The sequence below is a fragment of the Streptomyces sp. NPDC093591 genome (assembly GCF_044764885.1).
In the GTDB taxonomy this organism is placed as follows: Bacteria; Actinomycetota; Actinomycetes; order Streptomycetales; family Streptomycetaceae; genus Streptomyces.
This window is the reverse complement of sequence record NZ_JBIWIY010000017.1, coordinates 216,671-236,773: the sequence shown is the minus strand read 5'-3', so window position 1 is coordinate 236,773 and position 20,103 is coordinate 216,671. Positions and strand designations below refer to the sequence as shown.

The 20,103-nt window shown below is 70.9% G+C and carries 24 protein-coding genes; 14 read left to right on the top strand and 10 right to left on the bottom strand.

Translation table 11 applies throughout. The features are described from left to right. The first annotated feature begins 69 nt into the window (after window positions 1–69). Window positions 70–720, top strand: coding sequence for an isochorismatase family cysteine hydrolase (locus ACIREI_RS32780; RefSeq protein ID WP_403340553.1), 651 nt, complete (start codon window positions 70–72; stop codon window positions 718–720). On the opposite strand, the gene ACIREI_RS32775 is transcribed toward ACIREI_RS32780, so the two are convergent. Next, window positions 707–1,198 (bottom strand): Rieske (2Fe-2S) protein, encoded by a 492-nt coding sequence (locus ACIREI_RS32775; protein WP_403340551.1) that lies wholly within the window; start codon window positions 1,196–1,198, stop codon window positions 707–709. The two genes, ACIREI_RS32780 and ACIREI_RS32775, sit on opposite strands and share 14 nt — an antisense overlap. 221 nt (window positions 1,199–1,419) lie before the next feature. Here ACIREI_RS32775 and ACIREI_RS32770 point away from each other — a divergent pair, with 221 nt between their 5' ends. From ACIREI_RS32770 to ACIREI_RS32740, 7 genes are all read left to right on the top strand, one after another. Further along, complete coding sequence (locus ACIREI_RS32770) at window positions 1,420–2,175, top strand: HipA family kinase (protein ID WP_403340548.1); 756 nt, start codon at window positions 1,420–1,422, stop codon at window positions 2,173–2,175. After that, window positions 2,172–2,582 carry a DUF3037 domain-containing protein gene (locus ACIREI_RS32765; protein WP_403340545.1) on the top strand — a complete coding sequence of 137 codons (411 nt, stop codon included), beginning with the start codon at window positions 2,172–2,174 and terminating at the stop codon, window positions 2,580–2,582. Before ACIREI_RS32770 ends, ACIREI_RS32765 begins: the two co-directional genes overlap by 4 nt. 126 nt (window positions 2,583–2,708) lie before the next feature. Further along, the gene (gene fabG / locus ACIREI_RS32760; protein WP_403340543.1) at window positions 2,709–3,470 is read left to right on the top strand and encodes a 3-oxoacyl-ACP reductase FabG; all 762 of its coding nucleotides are present in this window, start codon (window positions 2,709–2,711) and stop codon (window positions 3,468–3,470) included. Between the two features lie 20 nt (window positions 3,471–3,490). Next, on the top strand, window positions 3,491–4,252 hold the full coding sequence (locus ACIREI_RS32755) for an SDR family oxidoreductase (protein ID WP_403340541.1): 762 nt from the start codon (window positions 3,491–3,493) through the stop codon (window positions 4,250–4,252). A gap of 207 nt (window positions 4,253–4,459) precedes the next feature. Next, on the top strand, window positions 4,460–6,040 hold the full coding sequence (locus tag ACIREI_RS32750) for an ABC transporter substrate-binding protein (protein ID WP_403340538.1): 1,581 nt from the start codon (window positions 4,460–4,462) through the stop codon (window positions 6,038–6,040). Between the two features lie 118 nt (window positions 6,041–6,158). Then, a complete protein-coding gene (gene ung / locus ACIREI_RS32745) occupies window positions 6,159–6,842 on the top strand; it encodes a uracil-DNA glycosylase (protein ID WP_403340536.1) in 684 nt (227 codons plus the stop codon). Between the two features lie 124 nt (window positions 6,843–6,966). Then, a complete protein-coding gene (locus ACIREI_RS32740; protein WP_302002270.1) occupies window positions 6,967–7,422 on the top strand; it encodes a hypothetical protein in 456 nt (151 codons plus the stop codon). 12 nt (window positions 7,423–7,434) lie between these two features. Here ACIREI_RS32740 and ACIREI_RS32735 read toward each other — a convergent pair whose 3' ends face one another. From ACIREI_RS32735 to ACIREI_RS32725, 3 genes are all read right to left on the bottom strand, one after another. Continuing rightward, window positions 7,435–7,956: a hypothetical protein gene (locus tag ACIREI_RS32735; protein WP_403340535.1), complete on the bottom strand. Its 522-nt coding sequence runs from the start codon at window positions 7,954–7,956 to the stop codon at window positions 7,435–7,437. Between the two features lie 112 nt (window positions 7,957–8,068). Beyond that, a complete protein-coding gene (locus ACIREI_RS32730) occupies window positions 8,069–8,581 on the bottom strand; it encodes a DinB family protein (RefSeq protein WP_403340532.1) in 513 nt (170 codons plus the stop codon). Between the two features lie 41 nt (window positions 8,582–8,622). Then, a complete protein-coding gene (locus tag ACIREI_RS32725; protein WP_403340529.1) occupies window positions 8,623–8,850 on the bottom strand; it encodes a hypothetical protein in 228 nt (75 codons plus the stop codon). A 323-nt stretch (window positions 8,851–9,173) separates the two neighbouring features. On the opposite strand from ACIREI_RS32725, the gene ACIREI_RS32720 reads away from it, so the two are divergent. Next, window positions 9,174–10,079, top strand: a complete 906-nt coding sequence (locus tag ACIREI_RS32720) for a Gfo/Idh/MocA family protein (RefSeq protein ID WP_403340527.1) — start codon at window positions 9,174–9,176, stop codon at window positions 10,077–10,079. Here the strand turns inward: ACIREI_RS32720 and lnt are convergent. After that, window positions 10,003–11,583, bottom strand: a complete 1,581-nt coding sequence (gene lnt / locus ACIREI_RS32715; RefSeq protein ID WP_403340525.1) for an apolipoprotein N-acyltransferase — start codon at window positions 11,581–11,583, stop codon at window positions 10,003–10,005. The genes ACIREI_RS32720 and lnt overlap by 77 nt on opposite strands. Before the next feature lie 71 nt (window positions 11,584–11,654). Further along, a complete protein-coding gene (locus ACIREI_RS32710) occupies window positions 11,655–12,140 on the bottom strand; it encodes a nuclear transport factor 2 family protein (RefSeq protein WP_403340523.1) in 486 nt (161 codons plus the stop codon). 180 nt (window positions 12,141–12,320) lie between these two features. Here ACIREI_RS32710 and ACIREI_RS32705 point away from each other — a divergent pair, with 180 nt between their 5' ends. Further along, window positions 12,321–12,926: a DUF4291 domain-containing protein gene (locus tag ACIREI_RS32705; protein ID WP_403340700.1), complete on the top strand. Its 606-nt coding sequence runs from the start codon at window positions 12,321–12,323 to the stop codon at window positions 12,924–12,926. A gap of 114 nt (window positions 12,927–13,040) precedes the next feature. Here ACIREI_RS32705 and ACIREI_RS32700 read toward each other — a convergent pair whose 3' ends face one another. Both ACIREI_RS32700 and ACIREI_RS32695 read right to left on the bottom strand, forming a co-directional pair. After that, complete coding sequence (locus tag ACIREI_RS32700) at window positions 13,041–13,220, bottom strand: hypothetical protein (RefSeq protein ID WP_078504336.1); 180 nt, start codon at window positions 13,218–13,220, stop codon at window positions 13,041–13,043. A 92-nt stretch (window positions 13,221–13,312) separates the two neighbouring features. Beyond that, window positions 13,313–14,188, bottom strand: a complete 876-nt coding sequence (locus ACIREI_RS32695) for an undecaprenyl-diphosphate phosphatase (RefSeq protein WP_403340522.1) — start codon at window positions 14,186–14,188, stop codon at window positions 13,313–13,315. A 262-nt stretch (window positions 14,189–14,450) separates the two neighbouring features. Between ACIREI_RS32695 and ACIREI_RS32690 the strand changes: the two genes are divergently transcribed. Both ACIREI_RS32690 and ACIREI_RS32685 read left to right on the top strand, forming a co-directional pair. Beyond that, window positions 14,451–15,716, top strand: coding sequence for a Gfo/Idh/MocA family protein (locus ACIREI_RS32690; protein WP_403340519.1), 1,266 nt, complete (start codon window positions 14,451–14,453; stop codon window positions 15,714–15,716). Further along, window positions 15,713–16,639 carry a PmoA family protein gene (locus tag ACIREI_RS32685; protein ID WP_403340518.1) on the top strand — a complete coding sequence of 309 codons (927 nt, stop codon included), beginning with the start codon at window positions 15,713–15,715 and terminating at the stop codon, window positions 16,637–16,639. Before ACIREI_RS32690 ends, ACIREI_RS32685 begins: the two co-directional genes overlap by 4 nt. A 29-nt stretch (window positions 16,640–16,668) precedes the next feature. Here ACIREI_RS32685 and ACIREI_RS32680 read toward each other — a convergent pair whose 3' ends face one another. Further along, window positions 16,669–17,139 (bottom strand): winged helix-turn-helix transcriptional regulator, encoded by a 471-nt coding sequence (locus ACIREI_RS32680; protein WP_403340517.1) that lies wholly within the window; start codon window positions 17,137–17,139, stop codon window positions 16,669–16,671. Between the two features lie 128 nt (window positions 17,140–17,267). Here ACIREI_RS32680 and ACIREI_RS32675 point away from each other — a divergent pair, with 128 nt between their 5' ends. Beyond that, a complete protein-coding gene (locus ACIREI_RS32675; RefSeq protein ID WP_403340514.1) occupies window positions 17,268–18,437 on the top strand; it encodes a thiolase family protein in 1,170 nt (389 codons plus the stop codon). A gap of 32 nt (window positions 18,438–18,469) precedes the next feature. Here ACIREI_RS32675 and ACIREI_RS32670 read toward each other — a convergent pair whose 3' ends face one another. After that, complete coding sequence (locus tag ACIREI_RS32670; protein ID WP_403340512.1) at window positions 18,470–19,252, bottom strand: TVP38/TMEM64 family protein; 783 nt, start codon at window positions 19,250–19,252, stop codon at window positions 18,470–18,472. Window positions 19,253–19,301: 49 nt separating this feature from the next. On the opposite strand from ACIREI_RS32670, the gene ACIREI_RS32665 reads away from it, so the two are divergent. Beyond that, window positions 19,302–20,024 (top strand): DNA alkylation repair protein, encoded by a 723-nt coding sequence (locus tag ACIREI_RS32665; RefSeq protein ID WP_403340509.1) that lies wholly within the window; start codon window positions 19,302–19,304, stop codon window positions 20,022–20,024. Window positions 20,025–20,103 lie beyond the last annotated feature (79 nt).

Here is a 20,103-nt window from a genome sequence, read left to right as displayed (position 1 = left end):
GGTGGTTCCGTCCTCATCCGAAGGTGGCTACGCTCCCGGCCCACGCCGCCGTCGGCCACAGGGGGACCCATGCCGTCGTACGCCGAACTCAGCGACCTCCTCGACCCCTCGACCACCGTCCTGCTCACCGTCGAGTGCCAGCAGGGCGTCGTCGGACCGGACGGCGCACTGCCCGAACTCGCCGAGCAGGCCCGCTCCTCGGGCGCCCTCGCCAACGTCGCCCGGCTGGTCGCGGCCGCCCATGCCGACGGCGTCCAGGTGGTCCACGCGGTCGCCGAACGCCGCCCCGACGGCCGCGGCGCCAACCGCAACGCCCGCCTGTTCCGGGCCGCGGCACGGCTCCCCGTCCAGCAGCTGTCCGGTTCGTCGGCGGTCCGCGTGGCGGCGCCGATCGAGGTCGCCGAGGAGGACCTCGTCGTACGACGGCTGCACGGCCTGTCCCCGATCCAGGGCACCGACGTCGACGCCCTGTTGCGCAACCTCGGCTGCCGCACACTGATCGTCACCGGTGTCTCGGCCAACGTGGCCATCCCCAACGCCGTCTTCGACGCCGTGAACCGGGGTTACGTCGTGGTCGTACCCCGGGACGCCATCGCGGGAGTGCCCTCCGACTACACCCCCGCGATGATCCGCCACACCCTCGCATTGGTCGCCACGGTCGCGACCACGGACGAGGTACTGGACGGCTTCAAGCGTCCGCGTCAGGTCAGGCGAGAGTGATCGAGTCGCCCGCCACGCTGATCTGCTTGGCGGCCAGCGGCTCGGTGGCGGGCCCCTTCTTCACGCTGCCGTCCAGGACGGAGAACTGGCTCTTGTGGCAGGCGCACGTGATGGTGTCACCCGCCAGGTCCGTCATCGGACAGTTCTGGTGGGTGCAGATCGTCGAGAAGGCCTTGTAGTCACCGGCCGTCGGCTGCGAGACCACCACCTTCTCGTCGCTGAAGACCTTGCCGCCGCCCTCCGGGATGTCGCTGGTCTTCGCGAGCGCCGTACCGCCGGCACCGGCCTCGCTGGACGAGCCGCCGCCCGCCTCGGTGGTCGCGCCACCGCCGGCGGCACCCTGCTCGGTGGACGAGCCGGACGTGTCGTCGTCCGACCCGCACGCGGTCAGCGCAACGGCGAGCCCCGCCGAGCCGACCGCCGCCACGACGGTACGGCGACTCGGGCCCGACACCGGCTGAACTGATTCGCTGGTCATGCTGACGTTCCTTCCGCGGATTTCTTGATCTGGCGAGAGGTACGGCCCTTGCGGACCTGCTGTTCAGACGCAGTCGAAATCCTGACCCCGGCCGGCGAAGAGGTGGGTAAAGCGGAGCTGTCGGTTCACTGTCCGGGGCTGTCGATCTGCTGTCGGCGCGAACTCGCCGTCGCCCGCCCGGGCCGTCCCGTGCCCCGCCTCCGCGCCAGTAACCTGGGGCGATGCTCAAGGAAGTCATCGCGACCCGCTTCATCACGCCCCTGCGTGAGGGCGGCTCGCTGCCGGGGCTCGTCGAGGCCGACGACCTCGGGACCTACGTCATCAAGTTCACCGGCGCCGGACAGGGCCGCAAGACCCTGGTCGCCGAGGTCGTCTGCGGTGAACTCGCCCGCAGGCTGGGCCTGCGGATGCCCCGCCTGGTGACCGTGGAGCTCGACCCGGTGCTGGGACTCGGTGAACCCGACCAGGAGGTGCAGGGGCTGCTCAAGGCCAGCGGCGGCACCAACCTCGGCATGGACTTCCTCTCCGGCGCGCTCGGCTTCGACCCCCTCGCGTTCGAGGTGAGCCCGGAAGAAGCCGGCCGGATCGTCTGGTTCGACGCCCTGGTGAACAACGTCGACCGCTCCTGGCGCAACCCCAACCTGCTGATGTGGCGGGGCCAGTTGTGGCTCATCGACCACGGCGCGACCATGATCTGGCAGCACAACTGGCCCGGGGCACAGACTTCGGCGGCGCGCCCGTACGACGCCTCCGACCACGCCCTGGCCTCCTTCGCCCCGGATGTCCGGGCAGCCGCGGCCGAGTTGGCGCCGCAGGTCACCGAGGAACTGCTCGCCGAGGTGACCGCCGAGATCCCCGGCGTGTGGCTGGTGGACGAGCCGGGATTCGAGTCGGCGGACGCACTCCGCAAGGCATACGCGCAGCCGCTGGTCGCACGGGCCGCCGTCATCCACGAACGCATCGAGGGGATCAAGTGAGCGAGCGCACCCTGGGGACCCGTTCCCGCACACAGGACGTCTTCGAGTACGCGCTGCTGCGGGTCGTCCCGCGCATCGAGCGCGGGGAGTGCCTCAACGCGGGCGTGCTCGTGTACTGCCGCGCCCGGTCCTTCGTCGCCGCCCGGACCCACCTGGACGAGCCCCGACTGCGGGCGCTGGACCCCGCCGCCGATGTCGCCGGGGTGCGGGCCGCGCTCCGGGCCGTCGAGGGCGTCTGCGCGGGCGGCGACGCTGCCGGGCAGGCCGGGGCCGACGACGCCGGCCGGCGCTTTCGCTGGCTGATCGCGCCCCGTTCGACCGTCGTCCAGCCGGGGCCCGTGCACACCGGGCTCACCTCGGATCCGGCGGCCGAGGCGCAGCGGCTGCTCGATCTGTTGGTGAAGTGACGGATCGGGTTACGGATCAGGTAATGGATCACATGCGCGCGGTGGCCGTTGACACCGCGTGCCAGGACTTCTAGCGTCACGTCCATCGAAGGTACTAAGCGGTCGCTCACCCGAGGAGAGTCATCCATGTCCACCACTGAGCAGCGGGTCGCCGTAGTCACCGGCGGAGCGCGCGGCATCGGCGCCGCCACCGCCGTACGACTGGCCGCCGAGGGCCGCGCGGTCGCCGTGATCGACCTCGACGAGGCCGCCTGCAAGGACACCGTGGAGAAGATCACCGCGGCCGGCGGCAAGGCCATCGCGATCGGCTGTGACGTCTCCGACGAGGCGCAGGTCGAGGCGGCCGTCGCGCGGATCGCCGAGGAGCTCGGCGCCCCGACGATCCTGGTCAACAACGCGGGCGTGCTCCGGGACAACCTGCTGTTCAAGATGAGCGTCGCCGACTGGGACACCGTCATGAACGTCCACCTGCGCGGCGCCTTCCTGATGTCCAAGGCCTGTCAGAAGCACATGGTGGACGCGGGCTTCGGCCGGATCGTCAACCTCTCCTCGTCCTCCGCGCTCGGCAACCGCGGCCAGGTCAACTACTCCGCCGCCAAGGCCGGCCTCCAGGGCTTCACCAAGACCCTCGCCAAGGAGCTCGGCAAGTTCGGCGTCACCGCCAACGCCGTCGCCCCCGGCTTCATCGCCACCGAGATGACCAAGGCCACCGCCGAGCGCGTCGGCATGGGCTTCGAGGACTTCAAGGCCGCCGCCGCCACCCAGATCCCCGTGGCCCGGGTCGGTGAGCCGGAGGACATCGCCAACGCCATCGCCTTCTTCACCGGCGAGGCGGCCGGCTTCGTCTCCGGTCAGGTGCTGTACGTCGCCGGCGGACCGCTCGACTAGGGAACTGGGGACACACGGACATGACTGCACTGCCTGAACTCTCCGGCAAGGTCGCCCTCGTCACGGGCGCCAGCCGCGGCATCGGCTACGGCGTCGCCGAGGCGCTCGTCGCGCGCGGCGACCGCGTCGTCATCACCGGCCGGGGCGAGGACGCCCTCAAGGAGGCCGTCGAGCAGCTCGGCGCGGAGCGCGCCGTCTACGTGGCCGGCAAGGCGCACGACGAGGCCCACCAGGCCATCGCCGTCGAGCGCGCCATGGAGGCCTTCGGCCGGGTCGACTACCTGGTCAACAACGCGGGCACGAACCCGGTGTTCGGCCCGCTCGCCGACCTCGACCTGAACGTGGCCCGCAAGGTCTTCGAGACCAATGTGATCTCGGCGCTCGGCTTCGCGCAGAAGACCTGGCACGCCTGGCAGAAGGACAACGGCGGCGCGATCGTCAACATCGCCTCCGTCGCGGGCATCGCGCCCTCGCCGTTCATCGCCGCCTACGGCGTCAGCAAGGCCGCGATGATCAACCTCACCCAGCAGATGGCGCACGAGTTCGCGCCCAAGGTGCGGGTCAACGCCATCGCCCCGGCCGTGGTGAAGACCAAGTTCGCCCAGGCCCTGTACGAGGGCCGCGAGGCGGAGGCCGCAGCGTCCTACCCGCTGGGCCGGCTCGGCGTGCCCTCCGACATCGGCGGCGCCGCCGCGTTCCTCACCTCGGACCAGTCGGACTGGGTCACCGGGCAGACGCTCGTCGTCGACGGCGGCATCTTCCTCAACGCCGGCGTCGGCTGACGCAGGGGGCTCAGGACACGGGACTCAGGGCACGGGCGCCGCTGGACACCAGCGGCGCCCGTGTCTGCGTATCAAGGGAGATCAACAGCCCTTGACAACGTAGTCAACACAGAGGTGACCAAGTGCTCCTGAGACCGGAGGTCCACCGGCCGGAACACTGCGGTATGTTTTGCCGACCCTTGGCATGGCAGATCGAGGAGCGTGCGCGTGTTCAACCGGATCCGACGCCTGCGGCAGGTGGCGGCCATCGCGTCCATATCGTCCCTGGTGGCAGGGTGCGGCGTCCTCTCGTCCGATTCGACGGAGGAGGAGGGCGCGATCGTCGTGGGGACGACCGCCGCCCCCAGCACCCTTGATCCCGCCGCGGCCTGGGACAGCTCCTGGGAACTGTTCCGGAACGTTTACCAGACGCTGCTGAGCTACCCCTCCGGCGCGACCACGCCCGAGCCCGACGCCGCCGAGAGCTGCCAGTTCACCGACAGCTCGAACATGAAGTACAAGTGCGAGCTGCGCGAGGGCCTGAAGTTCTCCGACGGGCACACTCTCGACGCGAAGGCGGTCAAGCACTCGATCGACCGGATCCGGGAGATCAACGTCAACGGCGGACCCGCCGGTCTGCTGGGCAGCCTCGACCGGGTCCAGGTGCTCAACGACCGAGAGGTCGTCTTCCACCTCAACAAGGCCGACGCGACCTTCCCGTTCGTACTCGCCACGCCCGCCATGTCGATCGTCGACCCCGACGACTACCCGGCCGACAAGCTGCGCGACGACGCCACCATCGTCGGTTCCGGGCCGTACACCCTCGAGTCCTACGACGAGGGCCAGCAGGCCGAGCTCGTCAAGTACGACGGCTACCGGGGGTACGCGGAGCGCAAGAACGATGCGGTGACCATCCGTTACTTCCAGGACTCGCCCACCATGGTCGCCGCGCTGCGCGCCAAGGAACTCGACGTTGCCATCCGTGGTCTCGCCGCCGACGACATCGTCGACCTCCAGACCGACGACGAGGACGAACTCCAGCTGATCGAGGGCTCCGGCACCGAGATCAACTACCTGGTCTTCAACCCCAAGGACCCCATGGCGGGCAAGTCCGCCGTCCGCAAGGCCATCGCCCAGGTCATCGACCGCCCCGCGATCGCCCACAAGGTCTACAAGGACACCGTCGAGCCGCTGTACTCCATGGTCCCCAAGGGGCTGACCGGACACACCACGGGCTTCTTCGACGACTACGGCGAGCCCAGCAAGGCCAAGGCCGCCAAGATCCTCTCCGACGCTGGCATCACGGCCCCCGTCCCGCTCGAGCTCTGGTACACCACCGACCGCTACGGCTCCGCCACCAAGGCCGAGTTCCAGGAGCTGAAGAGCCAGCTCGAGAAGTCCGGTCTCTTCGAGATCACCCTCAAGAGCCGCCCCTGGAAGACGTACGTCGCGGGCTACCAGAACGGCGAGTACCCGGTGTTCGGTCGTGGCTGGTTCCCCGACTTCCCGGACGCGGACAACTTCATCGCGCCGTTCGTCGGCAAGCAGAACGCGCTCGGTACGCCGTACGTGACGCCCAAGATCACCGAGACGCTGCTGCCGAACTCCCGCTCCCAGAGCGACCGCGCCAACGTGGTCAAGGACTTCGAGGAGGCCCAGCGGATCCTCGTCGAGGACGCGCGACTGCTGCCGCTGTGGCAGGGCCGGCAGTACGTGGCCGCGAGCGCGGAGATCTCGGGCGCGGAGCGGGCGCTGGACCCGTCGACGATCATGTTGGTGGGGGAGCTGTACCGCAAGACCAGCTGGTAGCGGCCCGATGTGCGGTGGGCGGGGCGATTGTCAGTGCCCGCCTGTAGGTTCAAAGGCCTGGAAGTGACCGCGCGGCGGTCACCTCTCACCGTTCGCCGCACATCGTAAGGAAGTTGACGTGACCGACATCGCCATGCTGCCCGAGTCCTGGCGCGGGGTTCTGGGTGACGAGCTGCAGCAGCCCTACTTCAAGGAGCTGACGGAGTTCGTCGAGGAGGAGCGGGCGAGGGGTCCCGTCTATCCGCCGCGCGACGAGGTCTTCGCCGCCCTGGACGCGACGCCGTACGACAAGGTCAAGGTCCTGGTCCTCGGTCAGGACCCGTATCACGGCGAGGGCCAGGGACACGGCCTGTGCTTCTCGGTCCGCCCCGGCGTGAAGACACCGCCGTCGCTGCGCAACATCTACAAGGAGATGAAGGAGGAGCTCGGCCTCCCCGTCCCCGACAACGGCTATCTGATGCCGTGGGCCCAGCAGGGCGTCCTGCTGCTCAACGCCGTGCTCACCGTCCGCGGCGGTGAGGCCAACTCGCACAAGGGCAAGGGCTGGGAGAAGTTCACCGACGCGGTGATCCGGGCCGTGGCCCACCGGCCCGACCCGGCCGTCTTCGTGCTGTGGGGCAACTACGCGCAGAAGAAGCTCCCGCTCATCGACGAGACGCGGCATGTCGTGGTCAAGGGGGCGCACCCCTCGCCGCTGTCGGCGAAGAAGTTCTTCGGGTCCCGCCCGTTCACGCAGATCAACGAGGCGGTGGCCCGGCAGGGGCACGAGCCGATCGACTGGCGCATCCCCGACCTGGGCTGATCCGTTCCACCGGGCCGGTCCTTCGCCGGTCCGGCCCGGTGCCGTACGGAGCCGCCTGACGGGGATTGCCGGTGCGGGCCGTTAGCGTCGGGAGGGACCAGCCGACGAGGGCCCGGAGGACGCGGTGGCGGAGCAACAGGAGCAGGCGGCGCCGGACGCGGTGCTGACGCGGATCGGGCAGGTCGTCATTCTGCATCACGCCGGGGACCGTGAGGAGGCCCGTCGCCGGTTGCTGGACCTGTGGACCGAGCTCGGCGAGGACGGCGACCCACTGCACCGCTGCACGCTGGCGCACTACCTGGCGGACACCCAGGACGACCCCTCGGACGAACTGGCCTGGGATCTGCGGGCGTTGACCGAGGCCGAGGGCGCCGGCGGCGCGCTTGCCGTCCGGGCCCTGTACCCCTCGCTGCATCTGAATCTGGCCGCCGACTATGTGAAGCTCGACCGCGCGGAGGCCGCCCGGGTGCATCTGCGCCGGGCGCGCGGAGCGGTGGGGGCCTTGCGGGACGACAGCTACGGGGACGGGGTGCGGGCGGAGCTGCGGCGATTGGAGGCGTGGCTGGGGGAGGGGCCGTAGCGGCCGCGCACCTCAATGGCCGTACGTCTGCTCGCAGATCCTCGACTCGGGGCTGTCCGCCCTCCAGCCGCCGTACTTCTTGCCCAGCGTGCAGAGGTCCGCGTTCCCTCTCGGGACCTCGTTGCGGACCGACTCGGGCATGTCGGGGGTCTCGATGTGCGGCCGTTTCGGGGTGTCGACGGCAGGGCGGTGGGGTTCCCGGTGCTGGTGGCGGGGATGGGGGTGGGGACGGGGATGGGTGTGCGAGCGCGGGGCTCCTGGTGTGTGCGCCGCCGACGGGGCGGTGGGGGACGCGGACTGTGCGGCGGGCGTGGTGGGGGCCGGGCTGGGGGACGGTCCGGTGTGCGCCAGCGCCTCGCGAGCCGGTGCCTGCACGATCCGCGGGTCCGCCTCCTCGCCCGGATGGGTCGCCGGTGGCTGGGACGGTGCCGTCGGCGGGCCGGGCGACGGTGAGCGCGGGATCGTCACGCAGCCCGAGAGGGCCGAGACGGCCACGGTGACCAGGAGCGTTGCGGTGGTCGTCGTTCGATGCACCCGCGCAACTCTGCTGGTTCCGGCTGCCGTTGGGACTCCGGACGAGCAGAGGTTGCTCCGGACGGGTGATCTCTGTCCCCGTACGGGCGGCGCGGGCCCCTCGCGGCTGACGTCAGTCGCCGGTGGCGCCGTCGAGGCGCTCGCGGATCAGGTCGGCGTGGCCGTTGTGGCGGGCGTACTCCTCGATCATGTGGGTGATGATCCAGCGCAGATTGAACTGCTCGCCGGTGCGTCGGCTCCGCCCCTTGGAGATCTCGTCGAGACCGACACCGGCCATGTTGCGCCGGGCGTTCTCGATCTCGGCCCGCCAGGTGGTGTGCGCCTCTTCCCAGGTGTCGGTCTCGGAGAAGTGGAAGTCGCCGTCCGGGTCCTCGTCGGTCGCGTAGAGCACTCCGAGGTCCTCGCCCAGGAGGATCTCGTGGAACCAGTACCGCTCCACCAAAGCCATGTGCCGCACCAGCCCCAGCAGGGTCAGCTCGGACGGCTCCACGGAGGCGGTCTTGAGCTGGGCGTCGGTCAGGCCCTCGCACTTCCAGGCGAGGGTCTGCCGGTGGTAGTCCAGCCAGCCCTCCAGCATGGTGCGCTCGTCGGCGGTGGCGGAGGGCTCATTGCGTTCTATGGTCATTCCCGAATCCTCGCTCAACTCCCGTGAGGCCACCAGGAGTTTTACGGTCGCGGCGGGTGCCAGGAGTTCTGCGAGTGCCCGAGTGCCCGAGTGCCCGAATGCCCGGTGTCGTCGGCCGGGCAGCCGACCGGCAGCTCGCGCGGTCCTGCCCGCGCCTCCGCCAGTCCCGGCGCTTCGGTGCCGATGGACCCGGCCACGCGGTCGAACATCAGCCCCTCCGCCCAGCCGACCAGGGACGGCACGTGCCGGGCCGGGTCCGTCGAACTCATCGCGGTCGCCAGGGCCCGCGCTCAAGCGTCGCCCAAGTGGGGGATGCCGCGCCGCCGGACCGCCGACGCCGGGGCGGCGTGGCAATCGTCATCGAGGACCGTCCGCCGCCCGCGCCGACGATCTCGCCGTACACGCGAGTCGGCCTGCCGCGTCGACGTGTCGTAGCCCGCCAGGCCGTCAAGGTGACGGTGACCGGGCGCGGTGCGAGGCCGGGCCCTGCCGTCCCCCAGGGGCTTCGCGGGCATCGCCGGCCGGCGGCCCACACAGGCGCCGTATGCTGCGGGGAAGGCCCCGGCAGGCACCCACCAGAGGAGAACACCCCGTGAAGGTCGGCTGCATCGGACTCGGTGACATCGCGCAGAAGGCCTATCTGCCGGTGCTCGGCGTCCAGCCCGGGGTCGAACTGCATCTGCAGACCCGTACGCCCGCGACGCTCGCCCGGGTCGCCGACAGCCTCCATCTGCCGCCGGAGCGGCGGCACGCGGACTTCGACTCGCTCCTCGCCCAGGGCCTCGACGCCGCCTTCGTGCACGCGCCCACCGTCGCGCACCCGGAGATCGTGACCCGGCTGCTGGAGGCGGGCGTGCCGACGTATGTCGACAAGCCGCTCGCCTACCATCTCGCCGACTCCGAGCGGCTGGTGGCGCTCGCCGAGCGGCGGAACGTGAGCCTCGCCGTCGGCTTCAACCGGCGTTACGCCCCCGGCTACACGCAGTGCGCCGACCATCCGCGCGAGCTGATCCTGATGCAGAAGAACCGCATCGGGCTGCCGGAAGAGCCGCGCTCGATGATCCTGGACGACTTCATCCACGTCGTGGACACCCTGCGCTTCCTGGTGCCGGGCCCGGTCGACGACGTGACCGTGCGCGCCCGCGTCGAGGGCGGTCTGCTGCACCACGTCGTGCTGCAGCTCGCCGGGGACGGCTTCACCGCCCTCGGCGTGATGAACCGGCTCAGCGGTTCGGCCGAGGAGATCCTGGAGGTGTCCGGGCAGGACACCAAGCGTCAGGTGCTCAACCTCGCCGAGGTCGTCGACCACAAGGGCCAGCCGACCGTCCGGCGGCGCGGTGACTGGGTGCCGGTGGCCCGGCAGCGCGGCATCGAGCAGGCGGTGCTGGCCTTCCTCGACGCCGTGCGCGCGGGCAAGGTGCTCAGCGCCCGGGACGCGCTGTCGACCCATGAGCTGTGCGAGCGGGTTGTACACGCGGTTCAGGAGCGGGCCGCCTGAGCCGCAACCGCAGGGTCCGTATGCCCTCGCTCGCGCCCCAGAGGGCGACGATCAGCAGCGCCGCCTGCACCGGCCAGTCGCCGTAACGGACGTACGGCGTGACACCGTCGGCCAGCGGCACCTCGTAGACCGCGCTCGTGCTCGCGTCCGTGCCCAGCCAGGAACCGATGCGCTGCCCGCCGGGGCCGTACACGGCGGAGACGCCGGTCAGGGTCGCGTGCACCATCGGCCGGCCGGTCTCGGCGGCGCGCAGCGCGGCCAGCGAGGCGTGCTGCTCGGGGGCCCAGCTCTGCTGGAACGTCGAGGTCGCCGACTGGGCGATCAGCACCTGGGCGCCGTCGTCGGCGAGGTTGCGGCTCATGTCGGCGAACGCCGACTCGAAGCAGACCATCGGGCCGATCCGCAGCCCCTGCCCGGCATCCATCACGACCTGCTGCGTGCCGCGCCTGCGGTCCTCGGCCGCCGCCTCGCCCACGGAGGTCGCCCAGCCCAGCATCGAGCGAAGCGGTATGTACTCCCCGAAGGGGACCAGCCGCATCTTGTCGTAGCGGGCGCCGGTCGGGCCGTCCGGGCCCACGAGGATCGAGCTCTTGTAGATGCCGGGCTTGTCGGAGCGCCGCGCGTCCACGTTGACCAGGATGTTCGCCCCCGTCTCGCGAGAGAGCGCGGCGAGCCGCCGGGCGAAGTCGGGCCGGTCGCCGAGGTCGTAGCCGACGCTGCTCTCGCCCCAGACGATCAGGTCGACATCCTGGCCGGCCAGCTCGCGGGTGAGCTGCTCCTCCCGGCCGAACCGGCGGTCGGGGCCGCCGGCGCCCTGGATCACGCCGGGCTGTACGACAGCTATCCGGACCCGGCCGTCGACGTCGGGGCGAGGTGACCACACCCACGCGGCCGAGGTGGCGACGGCCGTGGCGAGGAGCCCGGCCACCGCGGGCACCCGGCACCTGCGCACCACCACCAGCACGGCCACCGCGACATTGACGGCCACCGCCAGGAAGCTGATCAGCCACACCCCGCCCACCGACGCCAGCCGGAGCGCGGGCTCCACCTGCCACTGGCTGGAGCCCAGCACACCCCACGGCCCGCCGAGGCCCTGCCAGGAACGGACGAGTTCGATCAGCAGCCAGCCCGACGGCAGCACGGCAAGAGCCGCCGCGACCCGGCCCGGGGACGGCCTCGCGGCGAGGAAACGCCGTACAAGCCAGCCCCAGGGGGCCCACAGCGCGCCGAGCAGGGCGGCGATGACGAACGTGAACACATGAAGGTTCGGCAGCAGCCAGTGGTGCATCGCCAGCATGAAGCCGAACCCGCCCCACCAGCCGTCGTACAGCGCCCGCCGTCCGGTCGGCGCGGAGCGCAGCAGCGCGATCCACGGGACCAGGGCGACGTACGCGAACCACCACAGCGACGGCTCCGGATAGGCGAGCACGGGCAGCGCACCGGCCAGCGCGGCGGCGGCCGAACGCCGCCACGGCGAAGCGAGCCAGTGGCTGATCGTCTTCATGCGGTGGCCTCCCTGCCTCGTGGTCTTTCCAGTGTGCTCGTCGGCACTGACAACGGACAGCGGGTCGCCGCTCAGTCGGTCATCGCCGGCGCGATCCGGTCGGGGAGCCGACGCCACTTCTCCTGCACGACCACCTCGCGCAGCCGCCAGCCGTCGTACGTCCGCAGCAGCCCGAAGGCGTACCGGCCGCCGCACACGAAGTCGGGCGCGGAGGCGGCGTCGCCGTGCTCGGCGAACCGCATCGGATTGATGTACTCGGCCTGGACCCGGGCCGTGTCGCCGTCGTCCTGCTCGAGGATGCCGAAGCGCACCCGGCGGTTGACGATGAGATGCTGCCGCATCGAGAAGACCCGCATGCTCTCCGCGAGCCAGGCGGCTACCTGTCCGGCGTCGCCCTCGATGCCACCGGCCGAGCGGTAGTCCGCGCGTCCGCCGGGGACGAACAGGCTCCGGTACGCCGCCCAGTCGCCGTCGTCGACGGCCACGGCATAGTCGGTGACCAGTTCGTCGACCGCGAGCCGGTCCCTCAGGGTGGCGAGTTCCACACGCTGCGTCATCGGCTCAGTGTTGGGCATGAGGTGGTCGGAGCCAAGAGGGCGTGCGGCGATATTCGGTGGATGTCGGCGGGGGCGGGGGCGAGGCTGTTCCCCGTGAATGACCAGAACGAACCGAACGATCAGAGCGACCCGAACGATCAGAGCGCCCCGAACGACCCCAACGATCAGGACGACCGGGCCGTGCAGCCGGTGCGGCCGGAACCCAGGTTCCGCATACGCGCCCACCACACCGAGTCCACGGTGACCGTCTACCAGGCCTACCGCCCCGAGATCGGCCGGTCGGCCGCCCGCGACGGCCGCTTTCCGGCGTCCTGGAGCCGCGACCGCATGACATGGATCAAGCCGTCGTTCCTCTGGATGATGTACCGCTGCGGCTGGGCCACGAAGGAGAACCAGGAGACCGTCCTCGCCGTCGAGATCAGCCGGGACGGCTTCGCCTGGGCATTGCACCACGCGTGCCTCTCGCACTACGTCCCTGGCCTGCACGGCGACCAGGGCGCCTGGAAGCGGCAGTTGAGGACGGCACCCGCGCGCGTGCAGTGGGATCCGGAGCGCGATCTGCGCCTCAACCCCTTGCCGCACCGGTCCCTGCAGCTGGGGCTCACCGGCGAGGCGGCCGCCCGGTACGCGGACGAATGGATCGTCGGCATCGAGGACGTGACACCGCTCGCCACGGAGATCCACGCGCGTGTGCGGGCTGGTGAACTGGACCGTGCGGCCGAGCTGTTGCCACATGAGCGGCCGTATCCGATGGAGGACGAGGTGCTCGCGCGTCTGCGAGCGTGAAGACGACTACGCGCCCAGAGGCGATGTGAGCGCCCAGACTGCGGCGGATCATCACTGGGGCTGGCCGCCCCGGAGTCTCGCCGCCTCGGAGTCTCGCGCCCCGGCGTCTCGACGTCAGGCCGCCTCGATGACCTCACCGCGGATGGCGGCCGCCCATTCGACCACCAACAGCTCGTACTCCGCGCGCTCCTGGGCCGACAGGGAGCCGCCCGCGCGTAGCCACAGGGCGCGTATCTCCTCGTTCACCTCGGCAGCAGACCGCACGGAACCAGGGCCTAAGGAATGGGGGGACATGCGGACAAGCCTAGGGGCAAGGACTGACAGTGCGCTACCGGACGGCTACGCACAACGTATGTGATTGGTCACGGGCTTTCGTGCCGCCCCGGTCAGCCCGCCGATTCCGCCGCGTGCGGGCTGAGAACGCCGGTGGCCACGAGGGCGATGATGACGATGCCGAGCGCGATGCGGTACCAGACGAACGGCATGAAGCTCTTGGTTGAAATGAACTTCATAAACCACGCAATTACGGCATAACCGGTCGCGAAGGCGATCACCGTCGCGAAGATCGTCGGACCCCAGGTGATGTGGTCGCTCTCCATCGCGTCCTTGAGCTCGAAGAGGCCGGAGGCGAGGACGGCCGGGATCGCGAGGAGGAAGGAGTAGCGGGCCGCCGACTCGCGGGTGTAGCCCATGAAGAGGCCGCCGCTGATGGTGGCGCCGGAGCGGGAGACTCCGGGGATGAGCGCCGCGGACTGGCACAGCCCGAAGATCAGGCCGTCCTTCACGCCCAGGTCCTCGAGGCCCTTGCGCTGCTTGGCGGCGCGGTGCCGGCCGCCGGACTCGTCGCGTGCGGCCAGCCGGTCGGCGATGCCGATGATGATGCCGACCACGATCAGCATCGTCGCCGTGATGCGCAGGTCGCGGAACGGGCCCTCGATCTGGTCCTTGAGTGTCAGGCCGAGCACACCGATCGGGATCGAGCCGACGATCACCAGCCAGCCCATCTGCGCGTCGTGGTCCTGCCGCATCTCCTTGTTGGTCAGCGACCGCGCCCACGCCGAGATGATCCGCCCGATGTCCTTGCGGAAGTAGATCAGGACCGCGGTCTCCGTGCCGATCTGGGTGATCGCCGTGAAGGCCGCACCGGGGTCCTCCCAGCCCGAGAACGCCGCGGTCAGCCGCAGGTGCGCGCTGGAGGACACGGGGAGGAACTCGGTCAGCCCCTGGACGAGTCCGAGGATGAGCGATTCAAACCAAGACATGAAGTTACGGAGTCCAAGTGCTGATGGTGGAAGAGGCGACGGGGACACCGCGTCGGCGGCGCAGTGATCGCGGGTGTCGAGGGGCAGCGTAGCGTCCCGCGATGACGGCTCCGGCACAGGGGGGTTCGGCGGAGGGCTCGCCCGTCCCGGCCAAACCGGTGTTGACCTGCACAGGGGCCGCCGCTTACGTTGCTGCGAGCTGAAAGCGCTTGCTGTCTGGTTTCCGCGCGTGCCCGCGTCCCGGAGGAGTCCGATCACGTCCATGGCCACATCCGAGACCGCCCCCGGAACGCACCATCCCCGTCCCGCCCCGCTCCCGGGCCGCCGCATCAGGGTCGCCGTGATCGGCACCGGTGCCATCGCGCGCGACTCCCACCTGCCCGCGCTCGCCAGGCTCGCCGAGGAGGGCGAGACGGAGCTCGTCGCCGCCGTCGACATCGACGCGGAGTCGGCCGAGGGCTTCTGCGCGGAGGTTGCCGCGACCGCGGCCGGCACGCCCCACCCCTACACCGACCTGGACCGGATGCTCCGGGAGCAGCGGCCCGACCTGGTCACCATCTGCACGCCGCCGACCCTGCACCGCGACCAGACCGTCGCCGCGCTGCGCGCCGGTGCCTGGGTGTGGTGCGAGAAGCCGCCGGTGCCGAGCCTCGCCGACTTCGACGCCGTCGAGGCGCAGGAGGGCAAGGAGGGTGGCCCGTACGCCTCGATCGTCTTCCAGCACCGCTTCGGCTCGGGCACCCGGCACGTACGGCGGCTGCTCGCCGAGCAGGCCATGGGGCGGCCGCTCGTCGCGCACTGCCAGACCACGTGGTACCGCGACACCGCCTACTACGCCGTGCCCTGGCGGGGCCGCTGGGGGACCGAGGGCGGCGGTCCCGCGATGGGGCACGGGATCCATCAGATGGATCTGCTGCTCGACCTGCTCGGACCGTGGAGCGAGGTGCGGGCCATGGCCGGGCGGCTGGTGCACGACGTGGAGACGGAGGACGTCTCGACCGCCCTCGTGCGGTTCGCGAACGGCGCGATGGCAACCGTGGTGAACAGCGTGCTGAGCCCCGACGAGGTCAGCCGCATCCGCCTCGACTGTGAGCGGGCCACCGTCGAACTCACCCACCTCTACGGCCACCGCAACGACAACTGGGCCATCACCCCGGCCCGTGGCGTGCCGGACGCCGAGGCCGCGGCATGGCGGGACTTCGGCGCGGACGTGCCCAGTTCGCATCTGGAACAGTTGCGGGAACTGATCGCGAGCATGCGGGCGGGGGAGCGGCCGCGCAGCAGTGGCGCGGACGGGCGTACGAGCCTGGAGCTGATCGCCGCGCTGTACAAGTCCGCGTTCACCGATACGACGGTGAAGGCGGGGGAGATCGGCCCCGGCGACCCCTTCTATACGGCGATGCACGGCGGTGCGCCCGGCTGGGCGCCCGGCACGGGGGAGCAGGAGACCTCCGGCGAGCAAGAGGCCTCCGGCGAGCAAGAGGCCTCCGGCGAGCAGATCGCCTCCGGTGAGGAGGCCGCCGCGTGACCGGGCTGCGTGTCGTCCATGCGCACGGCGACCGTGTCACGGTGACCGAGCCGCTCACCGGCGTCGAACTGCTCGCCTACGTCTACGGGCCGGAGGCCGCCTGGGAGGCCCCGAAGCCGTACCTCCACCCGCTGCGGACCCTCGCCGGTGACGTCGTCACCGACTACCGGCCCCACGACCACCGGTGGCACAAGGGCCTGTCGCTGACGGCCTCACATCTGTCGGGCGCGAACCTGTGGGGCGGCAACACCTACGTCCATGGGCAGGGCTATCTCGAACTGCCCGAGCGCGTCGGGTCCATGGCGCACGTCGGGTTCGACGAGGTCGCCTCGGACGGTGGCCGTGTCGTCATCGCCGAGCGGCTGACCTGGCATCCCCACAGCGGTGAGCTGTGGGCGGACGAACAGCGTCGGGTCGAGGTGCACGACATCGAGCCGGAGTCGGGGTCGTGGGCCCTGACCTGGACGAGCGCCGTGACCAACCGGCGCGACGAGCCGCTGCGGTTCGGCAGTCCCACCACCGCCGGGCGGGAAATGGCCGGCTACACGGGCCTGTTCTGGCGCGGCCCGCGCTCCTTCCAGGGCGGCCGGATCATCGCCCCGGACGCCGAGGGCACCGATCTGATGGGCGAGCAGGCTCCCTGGCTGGCGTACTCCGGCGAGCACGACGGCACCGACGGCCACGCGACCCTCGTCTTCGCGCACGCCCCGGAGAACGACCACGCCGGCGAGCGGGGTGCCCACCCGGCCCACTGGTTCGTACGCAACGAGCCCTTCGCGGGCGTGGCTCCGTCCTGGGCGTTCCACGACGAGCTGGAGCTCGCCCCCGGTGACACCCTCACCCGCCGTTACCGGGTCGTCGTGGCCGACGGGGCTTGGAGCCGGGGAGAGATCGTCAAGTATCTGGAGACGCATCCCTGGTAGACGGGTGCGGTGGACGCGGTCGTGCCGGATCAGGCCGCCGAGGGTCCCGCCACCGTCCATCCGGGCGCCTGGGGGTGGGCCGTGAGGTCCTCGTGCTGCACCGGGTCGCCGCACGCCCGGCAGGTGACGAGCGGGACCAGTTCGTTGCCGCAGACGTGCTCGATCACCATGGGGTGGTCGTCGTCCTTGCGGAGATGGCGGTCGCCCCACGCCATGAGGGTCATCAGGACCGGCTCCAGTTCCAGCCCTGCCTGCGTGGGCCGGTACTCGTACCGCTGCGGGCGCTCGCTGTAGGCGCGCTTGGTCAGGATGCCGGCGTCGACGAGGCGGCGCAGCCGGGTGGCCAGGATGTCGCGCGGGGCGCCGATGTTGCGCACGAGCTGGTCGAAGCGGCCGTTGCCGAGGCACACCTCGCGCAGGACGAGCAGGGAGTACTTCTCGCCGACGAGCGCCAGGGCGTCGGCGATGGAACAGGGGCGCGGGTCTTTGGTGGCGGCCATGGCGCTCAGTTTAGGGGAGGGTTCGGGTTTCCAACTAAATGGGTTTGATTTTCCAACCTGCCGGGCTATGGTGAGTTCGGATTTCCTACTCACTGGTAATCGCCCCGGCGGCCAAGGAGGCCCGCACCATGCGCGACGCAGTCATCGTCGAAGCCGTACGCACCCCGATGGGCAAGGGCAAGCCGAACGGCTCCCTGGCGCACGTCCACCCCGTCGAACTCCTCGCCCACACCCTGCGCACCCTGGTCGAACGCTCAGCCGTCGACCCGGCGCTCATCGACGACGTCATCGGCGGCACCGTCGACCAGGTCGGCGAGCAGGCCATGAACACCACCCGCTACGCCGCCCTGTCGGCGGGCTTCCCGGAGACGGTCCCGGCGACCACCGTGGACCGCCAGTGCGGCTCCTCCCAGCAGGCCGTGCACTTCGCCGCCCAGGGCGTCATCGCGGGCGCCTACGACCTGGTCGTCGCCTGTGGCGTGGAGTCGATGAGCCGCGTGCCGATGTGGTCCAACGTGCCACCGGGCAAGGACCCCTTCGGCCCCGGCATCGCCGAGCGCTACCCCGAGGGCCTCGTCCCGCAGGGCATCAGCGCCGAGCTCATCGCCGCCAAATGGTCGATCACGCGCGAGCAGATGGACGCGTTCGCCGTCTCCTCGCACCGCAAGGCGGCCGAGACCTGGGACAAGGGCCTCTTCGACGCCGAGGTCGCGCCTCTGCAGGGCGTCTCGCGCGACGAGTGCGTCCGCCCCGGCAGCACCCCCGACATCCTCGCCGGCCTCAAGCCCGCCTACTACGACCCGGCCTTCGCCGAGCGCTTCCCGCAGATCGAGTGGAACGTCACCGCGGGCAACGCCAGCCCCGTCAACGACGGCGCCTCAGCGGTGCTCATCACCTCCAGCGAGACCGCCGCCAGGCTCGGCCTGCGCCCGCTCGCCCGGTTGCACAGCTTCGCCGTCACCGGATCCGACCCGCTGCTGATGCTCACCGGAGTCGTCCCGGCGACCGAGAAGGTTCTGCGCAGGGCGAACCTGCGCCTCGACGACATCGACCTGTTCGAAGTCAACGAAGCCTTCTCCAGCGTGGTGCTGGCCTGGCAGCAGGAGACCGGCGCCGACCTCGCCAAGGTCAACGTCCACGGCGGCGCGATCGCGATCGGCCACCCGCTCGGCGCCAGTGGAACCCGGCTGACGACGACCCTGGTGCACGCGATGCGCGAGCGCGGCGCCCGCTACGCCCTGCAGACGATGTGCGAGGCGGGCGGCCTCGCCAACGCGATGATCCTGGAAACGGTGTAGCCGGTAGCCGGTCCCGAGGGCGGCGCCACGGTTCAGCGGCCCCGCAGGTGGTGGCGCTTGCACCAGGCCACCACCACGCCCGCCAGCGCCGGCAGGGCGATGCAGGCGAGCGCGATCAGAAAGGCCGGCGAGGTCGGAGCGGAGGCACGGGCGCCTGCGACGACGTACGCGGCGGTGTTGGGGATCGATCCGAGCGCCGTCGCGAGCAGGAACGGGAGGTAGCCCATGCGGGAGACGGCCGCGGCGTAGTTCGCCGCCCAGAACGGCACCCCGGGGAACAGCCGCACCGCCAGCATCGAGCGGAAGCCGTGCCGGCTGAACTGGCCGTCCGCCGCCTTCAGCCACCGGCCCCGCAGCAACGGGCGCAGCGCGTCCTGGCCGAGCAGCCGGCCCAGCGCGAAGGCGAGGCCGGCCCCCAGCACCGTGCCCGCCAGGGCCGCGCCGATGCCCCACTCGGAGCCGAAGAGCGCGCCCGCCGCGAGGTTCAGCAGCGGCCGCGGCACGAATGCCACCGTGACCAGGCCGTACGCCACCGCGAACAACACCACCGCGGCCCCGCCCTCCACGTGCGGCGGCCAGCCGTTCGCCAGGAGCTTCTGCGGTTCGAAGAGCAGCACGGACGACGCGGCCGCCGCCAGCAGCACCACGAGCAGGGACAGCCGCGCCCACGGCGAGAACAGCACTCTCGAGCAGCGCGTGGTGAAGCCTGCGGGCATGGGCGCCGGCAGGGGCACGCTGACGGCGAGCTCCGTGGCGGCGGCCCGGGGAGGGGCCGTTGCGGTGCCCCCAGAGCGGGTGGTGGCATCGTCGAGCATTCGGCGACAGTAACTGACGAAGATGTGTGATCGCCGTATGGTTCGTCTCATGCGCGTCACAGGTGCGGGAACGTTGCAAGTTCCCCGCAGCGTTCTCGCCGACACGGTTCTGGAGCGGCTCACCGCCGCCTACGCCGCCGCGGCGGATCCGCATCGGGCCGTCACCGCCCGGGCGTACATGAAGGACGTGGCCCCCTTCCTCGGCATCCCCACCCCCGAGCGCCGTGCCCTGTCCCGCACCGTCCTTCAGGGGACACCGCGCCCCGACGAGACCGACTGCACCGCCGTCGCGCTGCGCTGCTGGCAACTGCCCGAGCGCGAGTACCACTACTTCGCCGTCGACTATCTGCGCCGCCACGTGGGGCGCTGCTCCTCCGGCTTCCTGCCGGTGGCCCGGCACCTCGTCACCACCGTCCCCTGGTGGGACACCGTCGACGCGCTCGCCGCGCACGTCGTCGGCGGGCTCGTCGCGGCCGACCCGAAGCTCACGGCGGACATGGACGCCTGGATCGTCGACGAGGACCTGTGGGTCGCCCGCACCGCGCTGCTCCACCAGCTGCGCTACAAGGAACGCACCGATACCGAACGCCTCTTCAGCTACTGCCTGCGCCAGTCCGGGCACCCCGACTTCTTCATCCGCAAGGCCATCGGGTGGTGCCTGCGCGAGTACGCCAAGACCGACCCGGAGGCCGTACGGGCCTTTCTGGCGCGGGAGCGAGGGCGGTTCGCGCCGCTGTCGGTGCGGGAGGCGCTGAAGAACATCGGGGCGTGAGCCGCGGCGGAACCTGGCGCAGGCCGCGAACTCCTCATCCACGAAAAACCATTCGACGTCGGGCACGCCGTCGACGATG